At 65.5% G+C, this 13,966-nt stretch carries 14 protein-coding genes; 8 read left to right on the plus strand and 6 right to left on the minus strand.

The window, feature by feature from the left end:
* Positions 1 to 140: 140 nt before the first annotated feature.
* From QN085_RS09570 to QN085_RS09580, 3 genes are all read left to right on the plus strand, one after another.
* Positions 141 to 632: an HvfA family oxazolone/thioamide-modified RiPP metallophore gene (locus tag QN085_RS09570; RefSeq protein ID WP_013971966.1), complete on the plus strand. Its 492-nt coding sequence runs from the start codon at positions 141 to 143 to the stop codon at positions 630 to 632.
* A gap of 76 nt (positions 633 to 708) precedes the next feature.
* On the plus strand, positions 709 to 1,557 hold the full coding sequence (locus QN085_RS09575) for an HvfB family MNIO-type RiPP peptide maturase (protein ID WP_023663502.1): 849 nt from the start codon (positions 709 to 711) through the stop codon (positions 1,555 to 1,557).
* Entirely contained in the window at positions 1,550 to 2,248 is a 699-nt protein-coding gene (locus QN085_RS09580; protein ID WP_013971968.1) for an HvfC family RiPP maturation protein, read from the plus strand. The genes QN085_RS09575 and QN085_RS09580 overlap by 8 nt, the downstream gene beginning before the upstream one ends.
* A 121-nt stretch (positions 2,249 to 2,369) precedes the next feature.
* Here the strand turns inward: QN085_RS09580 and QN085_RS09585 are convergent, their stop codons facing one another.
* The 4 genes from QN085_RS09585 to QN085_RS09600 form a co-directional block, all read right to left on the minus strand.
* On the minus strand, positions 2,370 to 2,858 hold the full coding sequence (locus QN085_RS09585; protein WP_013971969.1) for an HvfX family Cu-binding RiPP maturation protein: 489 nt from the start codon (positions 2,856 to 2,858) through the stop codon (positions 2,370 to 2,372).
* Positions 2,859 to 2,872: 14 nt separating this feature from the next.
* Positions 2,873 to 3,490, minus strand: coding sequence for a ferric reductase-like transmembrane domain-containing protein (locus tag QN085_RS09590; protein WP_023662394.1), 618 nt, complete (start codon positions 3,488 to 3,490; stop codon positions 2,873 to 2,875).
* Positions 3,491 to 3,735: 245 nt separating this feature from the next.
* Complete coding sequence (locus QN085_RS09595; RefSeq protein WP_024086661.1) at positions 3,736 to 5,022, minus strand: sensor histidine kinase; 1,287 nt, start codon at positions 5,020 to 5,022, stop codon at positions 3,736 to 3,738.
* On the minus strand, positions 5,019 to 5,759 hold the full coding sequence (locus tag QN085_RS09600; RefSeq protein WP_003250463.1) for a response regulator: 741 nt from the start codon (positions 5,757 to 5,759) through the stop codon (positions 5,019 to 5,021). Before QN085_RS09600 ends, QN085_RS09595 begins: the two co-directional genes overlap by 4 nt.
* Before the next feature lie 220 nt (positions 5,760 to 5,979).
* Here QN085_RS09600 and QN085_RS09605 point away from each other — a divergent pair, with 220 nt between their 5' ends.
* On the plus strand, positions 5,980 to 6,255 hold the full coding sequence (locus QN085_RS09605; RefSeq protein WP_023662927.1) for a DUF2790 domain-containing protein: 276 nt from the start codon (positions 5,980 to 5,982) through the stop codon (positions 6,253 to 6,255).
* Positions 6,245 to 6,781, plus strand: a complete 537-nt coding sequence (locus QN085_RS09610; protein ID WP_223998088.1) for a thioredoxin family protein — start codon at positions 6,245 to 6,247, stop codon at positions 6,779 to 6,781. The genes QN085_RS09605 and QN085_RS09610 overlap by 11 nt, the downstream gene beginning before the upstream one ends.
* A gap of 56 nt (positions 6,782 to 6,837) precedes the next feature.
* On the opposite strand, the gene QN085_RS09615 is transcribed toward QN085_RS09610, so the two are convergent.
* Both QN085_RS09615 and aroQ read right to left on the minus strand, forming a co-directional pair.
* A complete protein-coding gene (locus tag QN085_RS09615; RefSeq protein ID WP_015269766.1) occupies positions 6,838 to 7,686 on the minus strand; it encodes a shikimate dehydrogenase in 849 nt (282 codons plus the stop codon).
* Positions 7,683 to 8,132 carry a type II 3-dehydroquinate dehydratase gene (aroQ, locus tag QN085_RS09620; RefSeq protein WP_013971975.1) on the minus strand — a complete coding sequence of 150 codons (450 nt, stop codon included), beginning with the start codon at positions 8,130 to 8,132 and terminating at the stop codon, positions 7,683 to 7,685. Before aroQ ends, QN085_RS09615 begins: the two co-directional genes overlap by 4 nt.
* 216 nt (positions 8,133 to 8,348) lie before the next feature.
* Here aroQ and QN085_RS09625 point away from each other — a divergent pair, with 216 nt between their 5' ends.
* From QN085_RS09625 to QN085_RS09635, 3 genes are read left to right on the plus strand one after another with little or no spacing between them, the layout of a single operon-like run.
* Positions 8,349 to 9,602 carry a TolC family protein gene (locus tag QN085_RS09625; RefSeq protein WP_041506153.1) on the plus strand — a complete coding sequence of 418 codons (1,254 nt, stop codon included), beginning with the start codon at positions 8,349 to 8,351 and terminating at the stop codon, positions 9,600 to 9,602.
* Positions 9,595 to 10,794, plus strand: a complete 1,200-nt coding sequence (locus QN085_RS09630) for an efflux RND transporter periplasmic adaptor subunit (RefSeq protein WP_041506152.1) — start codon at positions 9,595 to 9,597, stop codon at positions 10,792 to 10,794. The genes QN085_RS09625 and QN085_RS09630 overlap by 8 nt, the downstream gene beginning before the upstream one ends.
* Before the next feature lie 16 nt (positions 10,795 to 10,810).
* A complete protein-coding gene (locus QN085_RS09635) occupies positions 10,811 to 13,957 on the plus strand; it encodes an efflux RND transporter permease subunit (RefSeq protein ID WP_023662526.1) in 3,147 nt (1,048 codons plus the stop codon).
* The last annotated feature ends 9 nt before the right edge of the window (positions 13,958 to 13,966 follow it).

Below are 13,966 nucleotides of genomic sequence, written 5' to 3' on the forward strand. Positions count from 1 at the left end.
CCTTGGGGCCGTCGTGTATCCCACTGTATCTGCCCACGCTGCAGACCCATTCCCATACAAAACCGCACCCCGCGCGATACATCCACGACATACCGCAACGGCCTAATGGCTCCACATTCCAACCACAGTGGAGCGACACCATGACTCAAGTACGAAACACCCTCGGCCTGCTCGGCGCTGCCCTGATCGGCAGCATGGCACTGAGCAGCAGCGCCTTTGCCGTCGAGCCGTTGGCCCAGGGTTACCAGCTGGCTTCGGCCAAGGTGGCCGGCGAGGGCAAGTGTGGTGAAGGCAAATGTGGTGGCAGCGCCAAGGCCACCCAGGGAGAAGGCAAATGCGGTGAGGGCAAGTGCGGCGCCAGCGCCAAGGCCGGTGCCGAAGGCAAGTGTGGCGAGGGCAAGTGTGGTGATGCCTCGTTCGCCAAGACCGACAGCAACCACGACGGCAAGGTCTCGCGCGACGAGTTCCTGGCGGTGGCCAAGGACCGTGCCGGCGACTTCGACAAGATCGACAGCAACCATGATGGCTTCATCTCCGAACAGGAGGCGGCGGATCACCTCAAGGCGATCTACCAGGCTAATGGCAAGGCCATGCCCGAAGGCTTGTTCAGCCACCTGACCGGCAAGTCCTGACCTTCTGCCCCATGAACCGCGCAACGCCCCTCCTGCTGGTCAGGCGGGGCGTTGTGCCTGTTGCGGAGACCTTTTCATGCACCCCACATCTTTGTCCCCTGTACCTTTAGAGGCAGGGCTAGGCCTGCGTCGCGGCCTGCTGCCGGAACTGCTGGCCATGGAGGCTGGCGCCGTGGACTTCCTGGAATGCGCACCGGAAAACTGGGTTGCCGTGGGCGGTGCCTACGGCAAGGGCCTGGCGCAGTTGGCCGAGCGTTTTGCCATTACCTGCCACGGGCTGTCGTTGTCGCTGGGTGGCAGCGAGCCGCTGGACCGCCATTTCCTTGGCCACACCCGCCAGTTTCTCGATCGCCACCAGGTGCGCCTGTACAGCGAGCACCTGAGCTACTGCAGTGATGACGGGCACCTGTACGACCTGATGCCCATTCCATTCACCGACGAAGCGGTGCGCCATGTGGCCGCGCGGATTCGCCAGGCCCAGGAATACCTGGAGCGGCGCATTGCCGTGGAAAACATCAGCTACTACGCCGCACCGTACCAGGCGATGAGTGAACTCGAGTTCATCCGCGCGGTACTCGATGAGGCCGACTGCGACCTGCTGCTGGACGTCAACAACGTCTTCGTCAATGCCTGCAATCACGGCTACGACGCCCGCGAGTTCCTTGCGGGCTTGCCCCAGGCGCGGGTGACCGGCATGCACGTGGCTGGCCATTACGATGAAGCGCCGGACCTCAAGGTAGACACCCATGGGGCTGCGGTGAAGGAGGATGTGTGGGCGCTGTACGCGGTCGCCTGTAAGCGTTTCGGTGTGCAACCGACGGTACTCGAGCGTGATTTCAACTACCCGCCGCTGGTCGAACTGCTCGCCGAAACGGCGCGCATCCGTACTGTGCAGCGTGCTTCTGGAGGGCATGCAGATGAATGAGACCTTGCGTGAGCAGCAGTACACCTTGGCCCGACACCTGCGTGACCCGCAGCGCCATGCACCGCCGCCGGGCGTGGAGGCCCGGCGCCTGAAGGTTTACCGCGAGCTTTTCTATGGTGCTATCGAAGGTTTGCTGGCCGGCAGTTTTCCGGTGATGCGCCAGGCGTTGGGCGAACCGCGCTGGCATGCCCGAGTGCGAGACTTCTATGCCAACTATCGCAGCCAGACACCGTTGTTCACCGAGATTGCCGAGGCGTTCGTCGACTACCTGCAGGGTGTCGAGCTGGATGCGCCCTGGCAGCTGGAGCTGGCGCACTATGAGTGGGTCGAGGCGCAGTTGTATCTGAGCGATGCGCAGGACCCGGCCCATGACCCGGCAGGCGACCTGCTGGAAGGGGAGCCACTGTTGTCGTGTGTGGCGCGGGTGTTGGCCTATCGCTGGCCGGTGGAGCGGATCGGGGCGGATTACCAGCCAGCGGTGGCGCCAGAGGCGCCGACCTTGTTACTGGTTTATCGCGATGCAGGGCTGAAGGTGCGCTTCGCGCGCCTGGCGCCGCTGGCGTACCGGTTGCTGGCGCTGGAGCAGGGCAGTGGGCGGGCGCGGTTGCAGGCGTTGGGCGGTGCTGTGGGAGAGGGGTTGGCCTTGCTGGAGGGGCTGCGCGAGCAGGGAGTCATCATCGGTACATGTTGAGTGCGGGTACGGGGGGCGCCTTGCGCCCCTATCGCGACACAAGGCCGCTCCTACAGAGGTACGCGATCCCCTGTGGGAGCGGCCTTGTGTCGCGATGGGCTGCAAGGCAGCCCCGGCAATATCACCTGCAGAACCGCCCTCTGAGCCAGTGATCCAGGCTCAACCGCCCAGCCCCGTTCAGCAGCAGTGGCAGCAACGCCACCAGGTAGATCAGCGGCAACTTGAAGTTGCCAAAGCCTTGGTCGGTAATCGCATACCCTTGGGCCAGTTCGGCCAGGCTCGACCAGTGCGCCGGCCAATGCACCGCGGCAATCGCCACCACGGTCACCACCATCAGCCCCAACGAGGCCAGCCGGGTACCTAGCCCCAACAACAGCAGTAACGGCAGGATCAGCTCCGCCCACATCGACAGCTGCCAGTTCAGCTCTGCAGGCAGCAGGTTGAAGGGGAACGGGAAGTTCGCCTGCAGGTCGGCGAACCAGTTGCTGCCATTGAATTTCTCCCAGCCGGATTCGAAAAACTCCCAGGCCAGAAACAGCCGCAACGGCAGGTCGGCGCTCCAGGTACCGAAGCGGTCGAAGGTGGTCAGGGTGCGGGTCAAGGTGGTCATGCTGGTTTCTCTCTTCAGGAAAGGGCACGGGCGTTACGGCGTTGCTGACGGGCCAGCTTGGCGGTGAGCTTGACGGCGATGGCGCTGAACATCAGGGCGAACGCCAGCGGGTACCAGCCGCCCATGGGGATGCGTTTGTAGAACGACAGGCAGAACACCGCGGCCAGTACCCACATGCCGGTACTGTGCAGGGCCTGCCAGGCACGGCCACCCAATAGGCGCATCGGGGCCTTGAACGAGGTGATGGTGAGCAGCAGCAGGAACAGGTAGCCGAGGGTGCCGGGCAGGCTGGAAGTGAACGTGCGGCCGGCCCAGAACAGCTCGGGGAATTGCTGGGCATAGCGGTAGATCAGTACGCCGTGCACGGTGTGGGAAAAGGCGAATGCCAACCCCAGATAGCGCCGTTCCTGGAGGATGCGGCGGCTGCTGGTGCCAGGCAGCAAGGTCACCAGCGACGAGGCCAGAAAGGCCAGCAGGAATAGCGCGAAGGAGCTGCGCGCAGTGGCACGGATCGCGCTGCGCAGGCCGTCCGGATCAGGTTGGCTGGCCAGGACCACGGCGGTCATTGCCAGGGTCAGGCCGGCGAGCGTGGCGAACAGCTTCCAGCCGGAGGGAAGGGTGAGGGGGTTCATCAGGGAGGCTCCCGGGTGTGGTTGTGTGACCGGGAGTGTGTCGGGGTGGGGTATCTGCAGTGTGTCGGCGGTGGTGGGGTTGTGTATCGGAGTGTACTGATACCTCAAGCGCCACCTGCTTTTTGTGGGAGCGGCCTTGCGTCGCGAAAGGGCCGCAAAGCGGCCCCGGCAATTCATGCGACGAAGCTGAAAACCTGGGGCTGCTGCGCAGCCCTATCGCGACGCAAGGCCGCTCCCACAAACTGTCATTTGAGCTCGATCTGCGCGCACAGCCCACCGCCTGCGCGGTTGCTCAGGGTCAGTCGGCCGCCCATGGCCTGGATCAGCTGGTGGGCAATCGCCAATCCCAGCCCGGTGCCGCCGGTGCTGCGGTTGCGTGAACCTTCCACGCGATAGAACGGCTTGAGCACTTCATCCAGTTCGCCGCCGGGTATGCCTGGCCCGTTGTCGAGCACGCGGATCACGGTGCTGTCGCCCTCGCGGCACACCTCCAGTTCGGCAGCACCGGCAAACTTGAGGGCATTGTCCACCAGGTTCACCAGCACCCGGCGCAGGGCATGCGGGCGGGTTTCCAGCAGGCTGCCGCTGCTGCCATGGCGCTCGACCTGGGCGCCACTGTCCTGGTAGTCGAACACCAGGCTGTCGAGAAAGGCATCGAGGTTGACCCGGCACGGGGCCTCGGTGCTGGTGTCCATGCTGCGGGCATAAGCCACGCCTTCGCGCACCAGGTGTTCCATTTCACCCAGGTCGCTCCACAGCTTGTCCTTTTCCACCCCTTCGTCCATCACTTCGACACGCAGCTTCATGCGCGTGATCGGTGTTTGCAGGTCGTGGGAAATGGCCGCCAGCAACTGCATACGTTCCTTGAGGTAGGCTGCGATGCGCGCCTGCAGGGCGTTGAAGGCCACGGCGGCGTAGCGCACCTCGCGCGGGCCGCTTTCATCCAGCTGCACGCCAGGCTTGTCCGGGTCGAGGTTGTCCACCGCACGGGCCAGGCGGGTCAGCGGGCCGATCGCCAGTCGTACCGCCAGCCAGGTGCATAGCAACAGCACGGCCAACTGGATCAGCAACACCACGGGTAGCCAACGTGCCACCGGGACCGGCGATGGGGTAACGTCGATGGTCAGCGGTGCGCCATCGGCCAGGGTCAGGTGTGCCTGGAAGTGCGCATTCGGGCCGGGGATTTCCTGGAAGGAAAGCCGATAGTCGGCACCAATGGCCTTGACGATCGAGTCGGCGGCCATGGGCGGGTCGCTGGTCGGCATGGCTTCGCCCGCCAGGCCCTGGTCCAGCCGGTAGCGGTAGGTACGCCGCTCCAGACGCGGCAGCCAGGCGGCGCGCTCGGCCGCGGGCAGGCGGTCGAGGATGGCCACCGAGGTGGCCACGTCCTGCTCCAGGGTGCTGAGCATCATCGAGCGGCTGCTGATGTAGCGCTCGTACGCTTGCAGGCCGAACGACAGGCCGTAGGCCAGCACCAGGCCGGTGAAGAAGATCAGTGCCAGGCGCGAGGCCAGGGTACGTGGCCACTTCATGATGGCGACTCGAGCAGTTGCACTGGCAGCGAGAACACGTAGCCCTCGCTGCGCACGGTCTTGATGCAGCTGGGTTCGCGGGCGTCGTCACCCAGGCGCTGGCGCAGGCGGCTGACCAGCAGGTCGATGGAGCGGTCGAAGATGTCGGCTTCGCGGCCCTGGGTCAGGTTGAGCAACTGCTCACGGCTGAGCACCCGCTGCGGGTGGTCGAGAAACACCCGCAGCAGGCGGTATTCGGCACCGCTCAGGGCTACCAGGGTGCCTTCGCTGTCGAGCAGGTGGCGCGCGGTGGTGTCCAGCCGCCACTGGCCGAAGCCGAGCAGGCGGCTGCTTTCGCTGATGGTCAGGTTGGGCGGCAGCATGCGCGTGCGGCGCAGCACGGCGTTGATGCGGGCCAACAGTTCGCGGGCCGAGAACGGCTTGGTCAGGTAATCGTCGGCGCCCATTTCCAGGCCGATGATGCGGTCGGTTTCGTCGTTGCGGGCGGTCAGCATCAGCACCGGGGTATTGCGGTGCTTGCCGGCGCGCAGCTCGCGGCACAACAGCAGGCCGTCGTCGCCGGGCATCATGATGTCCAGGACGATCAGGTCGACGCTGTTGGCTTCGAGAAAGGCGCGCATCTGCCGGCCGTCGGCGACGATGCTGGTGCGCAGGCCGTTCTTCTTCAGGTAGTTGCCGACCAGTTCGCGGATTTCGCGGTCGTCGTCGACGATCAGGATGTGATCGACGTGTTCCATGCGCTGCGTTCCTGTGCAAGAGGGGATGGGCGCAGTGTACCGAGCGCGTTCGCGCTTGCCTGCGGGGGTTTGTATTGCAGTGTATCTGGCATGTGTACAGACACAGGAGGAAGCACATCACAGCTTCGGGCGACACATACGGGATACCTGGCCGGCGTGAAATGGCTCTCGACCGGGGAGCACAACTCCCCACCCTCAAGCGTTACACAGGAGAGATGCCATGAACTTCAATACCTTCGCCCGTGCCAGCCTGTTCGCCGTGCTCAGCTTCGGCGCCATTGCCGCCCAGGCCTCCACCATGCCGATGGACGACAGCGGGGTCATGCAGTACCGCTACGGTGACCACCTGGATGTGAAGAAAGTGCTGTCGATACAGGATGACCAGAGCGACGCCTGCGGCCTGGTGAACACCCGCATGGACTACCTCGACTCCAAGGGCCAGCAGCAGAGCGTGCAGTACCGCACCTATGCCACCGGCGGTTGCCATGAGAATTGATCGCCGCTTGTTGTTGAAGGTTGGCGGCATTGCCCTGGCGCTGGCCGGCCTGGGTCTGGGCGGGCACCTGATGGCCCGCGACAGCTACGGTGCCATGCCGTCGCTGTCCGGCGCCAGCCAGTGGCTGAACTCGGCACCGCTGGATGGCCCCGGGCTCAAGGGCAAGGTGGTGCTGGTGGACTTCTGGACCTGGGACTGCATCAACTGCCGGCGCAGCCTGCCGCATGTGAACGAATGGGCGCGGCGCTATGCCGACCAGGGCCTGGTGGTGGTCGGTGTGCACACCCCGGAGTACGACTACGAGCACGATGTAGGCACCTTGCGTGACAAGGTGGCCAGGCTGGGGATCGCTTACCCGGTGGCGGTGGATAACGACTACAAGGTGTGGAATGCCTGGGGCAACCAGTTCTGGCCGGCACACTACTTTGTCGACCGCAAAGGGCAGGTGCGCCATGTGCACTTTGGCGAGGGGGATTATGGTGGGCAGGAGCAGGTGATACAGGCGTTGCTGGATGAAAAAGGGTGAGTTGTCTGTGCCGGCCTCTTCGCGGGCAAGCCCGCGAAGAAGCCGACACCTGTCTGTCAGGTAAAACTGGCAAAGTGCGCCTGCATCCGCGCCGCATCCGCCTGGCGCCCGCTGAACAGCTCGAACGCCTTCACCGCCTGGAACACGGCCATGTTGCTGCCATCCAGGGTGCGGCAGCCCAGTGCCCGGGCGGCGCGCAGCAGTTCGGTCTCCAGCGGGAAGTAGATGATCTCCGCCACCCACAGGCGAGCATGCAGCAGCTCCACCGGCAGCGGTGTGCCCGGCAGCTTGGCCATGCCCACCGGCGTGGTGTTGACCAGCCCGTCCGCCTCGGCCAGGGCCGTGGCCAGGTCGGTGCCGACAACGGCGCGCCCGGCACCGAAATGGGCATTCAGGTTGTCCACCAGGGCCTGTGCACGGGCCACGTCCACTTCGAACAGTACCAGCCGCTCGACCCCTTCACCCAGCAGGGCATGGGCCACGGCCGAACCTGCGCCACCGGCACCCATCTGCACTACCTGGCGCCGTGCCACATCCGGCAGGCCACGGCGCAAGCCTTCGGCAAAGCCCAGGCAGTCGGTGTTGTGGCCGACCCGCTTGCCGTCCTTGAGCACCACGGTGTTCACCGCACCGATGCCGCGGGCTTCGTCCGACAGTTCGTCGAGCAGCGGCAGGATCGCCTGCTTGAACGGGTAGGTGATGTTGAGCCCGGTGAAACCGGTGTGCTGGGCGGCATCGAGCAGGCCGGGCAGGGCGCTGTCATCCAGTTGCAGCTGGTCGGCATCGATCAGCCGGTACAGGTAGCGCAGCGCCTGGGCATCACCTTCGTGTTCGTGCAGGGCAGGGGTGCGCGACAGCTGGATGCCGCGGCCGATCAGGCCGGCGAGGATGGCTTGCTGGCTCATGCGCTGCGCTCCTGCAACATTTCGGCAAAGTGGCTGATGGCCATGCGATAGCCATGGCTGCCCAGGCCGCAGATGACCCCGACGGCGATGGACGATATGAACGACAGGTGACGGAACGGTTCGCGCTTGTGCACGTTGGACAGGTGCACTTCGATAACCGGCACTTCGCCGGCCACCAGGGCATCGCGGATGGCCACCGAGGTGTGGGTCCAGGCGCCGGGGTTGATCACGATGCCGGCGCAGCGGCCACGGGCGGCATGGATCCAGTCGATCAGTTCGCCTTCGTGGTTGGTTTGGCGGAATTCGATTTCCAGGCCGAGGGAATGGGCGGTGTCGGCACAACCCTGGGCCAGGTCGGCGAGGGTTTCGTGGCCGTACTGGGCAGGCTCGCGGGTGCCCAGCATGTTCAGGTTGGGGCCGTTGAGTACGAGAATAAGGGGCTTCATGACGGGCATCGCTTTGTTGTTGTTGGATGCTTCCTAGTTTTGTACCGACTGGTTAGTTTAGTCAATTGGACTAAACCGCTGTACCCGGAAAGTGGGCGATTATCGAACCCTCAGCAACTCAGACTGGATTACAAAATTGTAATTCTCCCGCCACCGCCCCGATAAGCGCAGCTTTCTACAGTCCCTCGGCAAATCTCGCCGACGAGGACCTGTTTCGTGCCCATCCCCCGCAAGACCGCCTTGCTCTGCCTGTTGCTGGCTGGCGCCGGCACTGCCCAGGCCAGCCAGAGCCTGAGCCTGCCCCAGGCGCTAGACGCCGCCTTTGCCCAGAACCCGGAGCTGGCCGCAGCCGGACGGGAAATCGGCATTGCCGATGGCGAACGGCGCCAGGCCGGGCTGATCCCCAACCCGGAGCTGTCCTGGGAGGTCGAGGACACCCGCCGTGACACCAGCACCACCACGGTCACCCTTAGCCAACCGCTGGAGCTGGGCGGCAAGCGCGGCGCACGTGTCGCCGTGGCCGGTGCTGGCCAGGCCATTGCCCAGTTGGACCTGGAACGCCAGCGCAACGGCCTGCGCGCCGATGTGATACAGGCCTTCCACGCGGCCCTGCGCGCACAGACCGCGCTGGATTTGGCGCAGCAATCGCAGGCGTTGACCGAGCGCGGGCTGCGAGTGGTGCAGGGGCGGGTGACCGCTGGCCAGTCATCGCCCGTTGAGGCCACCCGGGCCCAGGTGCAGTTGGCCCAGGCCCAGGCTGAAGTGCGCCGTGCGCAAACCCAGCGCAGTGTGGCCTACCAGGCCCTGGCACGGTTGACCGGCAGCCCGCTGGCAAGCTTCGACCAGTTGCAGGCAGCCAACCTGTCCCCCGGTGATGCGCCCAGCGCCGATGCCCTGCTAGACCAGGTCGAGCAAACGGCCGAATGGCGCCTGGCCGCCGCCCAGGTCGAGCGCGGCGAAGCGTCCCTGGGTTCGGAAAAGGCCCTGCGCATTCCCAACCTCACCGTCAGCCTTGGCAGCCAGTACAGCCGCGAAGACCGCGAGCGGGTCAATGTGGTGGGCCTGTCGATGCCCTTGCCGCTGTTCGACCGCAACCAGGGCAACGTGCTGGCCGCGGCCCGCCGTGCCGACCAGGCGCGTGACCTGCGCAACGCCGTGGAGCTGCGCCTGCGCAGCGAAACCCGCAGCGCCGTCAGCCAGTGGGCCACGGCCATGCAGGAAGTGCAGGCCTATGACCGCACCATCCTGCCCTCTGCCCAGCAGGCCGTGGACACCGCCACACGCGGTTTCGAAATGGGCAAGTTTGCCTTTCTCGATGTGCTCGACGCCCAGCGCACGCTGATCGAGGCGCGCGGGCTGTACCTCGAGGCGCTGGCCTCGGCGACCGACGCGCGGGCGCAGGTCGAGCGGATCTATGGCGACCTCGATGGCCTGCGCAACAAATTGAACAGCAGGAGCAACAATGACTAATCCACGCAAGATAGCCCTTCTGGCTGCCGCCATTGCCGCGCTCGGCCTCGGTGGCCTGGCCTGGACCGGCAACCTCGGCAACGCATCGAGCACTGAAGCCCGGCACGACGACCACGGCGAAGAAAGCCATGGCCACGGCGAGGAACAGGCCGGCGAAGGTCACGAAGAAGAGGCGGGCAAGCTGCACCTGTCCATCGCCCAGATCGAAGCTGCTGGTGTGCAACTGGCCGATGCCGGCCCTCGTGAACTGGGCACCGCCATCAGCTTCCCGGGTGAAATCCGCTTCGACGAGGATCGCACTGCCCACGTCGTGCCACGCGTGCCCGGTGTGGTCGAGTCGGTGCAAGCCGAGCTAGGCCAGGCGGTCAAGCGTGGTCAGGTGCTGGCGGTAATTGCCAGCCAGCAGATTTCCGACCTGCGCAGCGAACAGCAGGCTGCCCAGCGCCGCCTGGAACTGGCGCGCCTGACCTTCCAGCGCGAACAGCAGCTGTGGCAGGAACGCATCAGCGCCGAGCAGGATTACCTGCAGGCCCGCCAGGCGTTGCAGGAAGCGGAGATTGCCTTTGCCAACGCCCGGCAGAAGGTCGCCGCCGTGGGCCCGGCCGGCGCCGGCAACCGCTATGAACTGCGCGCGCCGTTCGATGCAGTGGTGGTGGAAAAGCACCTGACCGTGGGTGAGGTGGTCGACGAGACCAGCAATGCCTTCACCCTGTCTGACCTGAGCCGGGTCTGGGCCACCTTCGCCGTCGCCCCGCGCGACCTGGACAAGGTGACCACCGGCCGCAATGTCACGGTCAGCGCGCCGGACCTGGGCGCCCGGGTCGAGGGCAAGGTCAACTACGTCGGCAGCCTGCTCGGCGAGCAGAACCGTGCCGCCACTGTCCGCGCCACGCTGGCCAACCCCAACGGCGCCTGGCGCCCTGGGTTGTTCGTCAACGTCGCGGTCAGCGTCGAACGCTTCAACGCCGCCGTGGTGGTACCGGAAAGCGCCCTGCAATCCTGGGAAGAGCAGACCGTGGTGTTTGCCCGTACCGAGGAAGGCTTCGAAGCCCGTCCGGTGAAGGCCGGCCGCCGCGACGCCGGCCTGGTGGAAATCACCACCGGCCTTGCCGCCGGAACCCAGGTGGCCGCTGCCGGCAGCTTTGTCCTCAAGTCCGAGCTGGGCAAGGGCTCGGCCGAGCACAGCCATTGATCACGGGGACGCCTGCATGTTCGAACGCCTGATCCAATTCGCCATCGAGCAGCGCCTGGTGGTGATGCTGGCCGTGGTCCTGATGGCCGCGGTGGGTATCCACAGCTACCAGAAACTGCCGATCGACGCTGTACCGGACATCACCAACGTCCAGGTGCAGATCAATACCGCCGCGCCCGGCTATTCGCCGCTGGAGACCGAGCAGCGCATCACCTTCGCCATCGAGACCGCCATGGCCGGCCTGCCGGGGCTCAAGCAGACCCGCTCGCTGTCGCGCTCGGGCCTGTCGCAGGTCACGGTCATTTTCGACGACGGCACCGACCTGTTCTTCGCCCGCCAACTGGTCAACGAGCGCCTGCAAGTGGCGCGTGAGCAGTTGCCCGCCGGCATCGAAGCGGGCATGGGGCCGATTTCCACCGGGCTGGGTGAAATCTTCCTGTGGACGGTGGAAGCCGAGCAGGGCGCGCTGAAGGAGGACGGCACACCCTACACCCCGACCGACTTGCGGGTGATTCAGGACTGGATCATCAAGCCGCAGTTGCGCAACGTGCCCGGGGTGGCCGAAGTCAACAGCATCGGCGGCCATGCCAAGCAGTACCTGATTGCGCCGGAGCCCAAGCGCCTGGCGGCCTACAAACTCACCCTCAACGACCTGATCGCGGCGCTGGAGCGCAACAACGCCAACGTCGGCGCCGGCTACATCGAGCGCAATGGCGAGCAGTTGCTGATTCGCGCGCCAGGCCAGGTGGCGTCAGCCGAGGACATCGCCAATATCGTCATCTCCAGTGTCGATGGCACGCCAATCCGCGTCAGCCATGTTGCCCAGGTCGGCCTGGGCGAAGAGCTGCGCTCGGGCGCGGCCACCGAAAACGGCCGGGAAGTGGTGCTGGGCACGGTGTTCATGCTGATTGGCGAGAACAGCCGCACGGTGGCCCAGGCGGTCGCCGCCAAGCTGGTCGAGATCAACCGCAACCTGCCCAAGGGCGTGGTCGCGGTGACGGTTTACGACCGCACCAACCTGGTGGAAAAGGCCATCGCCACGGTGAAGAAGAACCTGGTCGAGGGCGCCATCCTGGTCATCGCCGTGTTGTTCCTGTTCCTGGGCAACATCCGCGCTGCATTGATCACCGCCATGGTCATTCCGTTGTCGATGCTGTTTACCTTCACCGGCATGTTCAGCAACAAGGTCAGCGCCAACCTGATGAGCCTGGGCGCACTGGACTTCGGCATCATCGTCGACGGCGCGGTGGTGATCGTGGAAAACGCCATCCGCCGCCTGGCCCACGCCCAGCAACGCCATGGCCGCATGCTGACCCGCACCGAGCGTTTTCATGAAGTGTTCGCTGCCGCCCGTGAGGCGCGCCGGCCGCTGATCTACGGCCAGCTGATCATCATGGTGGTGTACCTGCCGATCTTTGCCCTGACCGGGGTGGAGGGCAAGATGTTCCACCCTATGGCCTTTACCGTGGTCATCGCCCTGCTTGGTGCCATGATCCTCTCGGTTACCTTCGTGCCGGCGGCCATTGCCCTGTTCGTCACCGGCAAGGTCAAGGAAGAGGAAGGCCTGGTAATGCGCACGGCGCGTCAGCGCTATGCCCCGGTGCTGGCCTGGGTGCTGGGCCGGCACAAGCTAGCATTCGCTGCCGCCGCAACCTTGGTGTTGTTGTCCGGGGTGATGGCCAGCCGCATGGGCAGCGAGTTCATCCCCAGCCTCAGCGAAGGCGACTTTGCCCTGCAGGCCCTGCGCGTGCCGGGCACCAGCCTGTCGCAGTCGGTCGACATGCAGCAGCGCCTGGAGCAGGCGATCATCGCCCAGGTGCCGGAAGTGGAGCGGGTGTTCGCCCGCACCGGCACCGCCGAGATCGCCTCCGACCCGATGCCGCCGAACATTTCCGACGCCTATGTGATGCTGCGCCCGCGCGGGCAATGGGCCGACCCGGGCAAGCCGCGTGAAGAGCTGATCGCCGAGGTACAACGCGCCGCCGCCAGCGTGCCGGGCAGCAACCACGAGCTGTCGCAGCCGATCCAGCTGCGCTTCAACGAGCTGATTTCCGGTGTGCGCAGCGATGTAGCGGTGAAGCTGTTCGGTGATGACATGGACGTGCTCAACCGCACCGCAGCGCAGATCGCCAGCAGCCTGCAAGGCGTGCCGGGCGCGTCCGAGGTAAAGGTCGAGCAGACTACCGGCCTGCCGGTGCTGACCATCGATATCGACCGCGACAAGGCGGCCCGCCATGGCCTGAACGTGGGCGATGTGCAGGACGCCATTGCCATTGCCGTGGGTGGCCGCACGGCCGGCACGCTGTACGAAGGTGACCGCCGTTTCGACATGGTGGTGCGCCTGTCGGAAACCCTGCGCACCGATGTCGACGGGCTGGCCAGCCTGCTGATTCCGGTGCCGGCCAGTGCTGCTGCGGGTGCCGGGCAAATCGGCTTCATCCCGCTGTCGCAGGTAGCCACGCTTAACCTGCAGCTGGGGCCGAACCAGGTCAGCCGCGAGGATGGCAAGCGGGTGGTGGTGGTCAGTGCCAACGTGCGCGGGCGTGACCTGGGCTCGTTCGTCGAGGAGGCAGAACAGACGCTGATCCAGCAGGTGCAGATACCACCGGGTTACTGGACCCGCTGGGGCGGCCAGTTCGAGCAGCTGCAGTCGGCGGCCGAGCGCCTGCAGGTGGTGGTGCCGGTGGCCTTGCTGTTGGTCATGGCGCTGTTGCTGATGATGTTCAACAACCTCAGGGATGGCCTGCTGGTGTTCACCGGCATCCCGTTCGCCCTTACCGGTGGGGTGCTGGCGCTGTGGTTGCGGGACATTCCGTTGTCCATATCCGCTGGCGTGGGGTTCATTGCCTTATCAGGGGTGGCGGTGCTCAACGGGCTGGTGATGATCGCCTTTATCCGTAGCTTGCGGGAGGAGGGGCGCACGCTGCGGGCAGCGGTCGAGGAGGGCGCGCTGACGCGCTTGCGGCCGGTGCTGATGACGGCCCTGGTGGCGTCGCTGGGGTTCATCCCGATGGCCTTGGCTACCGGGACCGGGGCCGAGGTGCAAAGGCCGCTGGCGACCGTGGTGATTGGCGGGATTCTGTCGTCCACCGCACTGACTTTGCTGGTGTTGCCGGCGTTGTATCAGTGGGCGTATCGGCGCGAAGAGGTGCAGGAGGGTTGAGAATCCTGG

Origin of the sequence: Pseudomonas sp. M2(2023), from assembly GCF_030263955.1 — a bacterium.
Classification (GTDB): Bacteria; Pseudomonadota; Gammaproteobacteria; order Pseudomonadales; family Pseudomonadaceae; genus Aquipseudomonas; species Aquipseudomonas asiatica.

What these genes read in the sequence shown, in the direction of transcription:
- QN085_RS09585 (WP_013971969.1), bottom strand. Translation starts at nt 2,858, where the DNA reads ATGACCACCTTGACCCGCACCCTGACCACCTTCGACCGCTTCGGTACC.
- QN085_RS09600 (WP_003250463.1), bottom strand. Translation starts at nt 5,759, where the DNA reads ATGGAACACGTCGATCACATCCTGATCGTCGACGACGACCGCGAAATC.
- aroQ (WP_013971975.1), bottom strand. Translation starts at nt 8,132, where the DNA reads ATGAAGCCCCTTATTCTCGTACTCAACGGCCCCAACCTGAACATGCTG.
- QN085_RS09630 (WP_041506152.1), top strand. Translation starts at nt 9,595, where the DNA reads ATGACTAATCCACGCAAGATAGCCCTTCTGGCTGCCGCCATTGCCGCG.
- QN085_RS09580 (WP_013971968.1), top strand. Translation starts at nt 1,550, where the DNA reads ATGAATGAGACCTTGCGTGAGCAGCAGTACACCTTGGCCCGACACCTG.
- QN085_RS09575 (WP_023663502.1), top strand. Translation starts at nt 709, where the DNA reads ATGCACCCCACATCTTTGTCCCCTGTACCTTTAGAGGCAGGGCTAGGC.
- QN085_RS09635 (WP_023662526.1), top strand. Translation starts at nt 10,811, where the DNA reads ATGTTCGAACGCCTGATCCAATTCGCCATCGAGCAGCGCCTGGTGGTG.
- QN085_RS09605 (WP_023662927.1), top strand. Translation starts at nt 5,980, where the DNA reads ATGAACTTCAATACCTTCGCCCGTGCCAGCCTGTTCGCCGTGCTCAGC.
- QN085_RS09570 (WP_013971966.1), top strand. Translation starts at nt 141, where the DNA reads ATGACTCAAGTACGAAACACCCTCGGCCTGCTCGGCGCTGCCCTGATC.
- QN085_RS09595 (WP_024086661.1), bottom strand. Translation starts at nt 5,022, where the DNA reads ATGAAGTGGCCACGTACCCTGGCCTCGCGCCTGGCACTGATCTTCTTC.
- QN085_RS09590 (WP_023662394.1), bottom strand. Translation starts at nt 3,490, where the DNA reads ATGAACCCCCTCACCCTTCCCTCCGGCTGGAAGCTGTTCGCCACGCTC.
- QN085_RS09610 (WP_223998088.1), top strand. Translation starts at nt 6,245, where the DNA reads ATGAGAATTGATCGCCGCTTGTTGTTGAAGGTTGGCGGCATTGCCCTG.
- QN085_RS09615 (WP_015269766.1), bottom strand. Translation starts at nt 7,686, where the DNA reads ATGAGCCAGCAAGCCATCCTCGCCGGCCTGATCGGCCGCGGCATCCAG.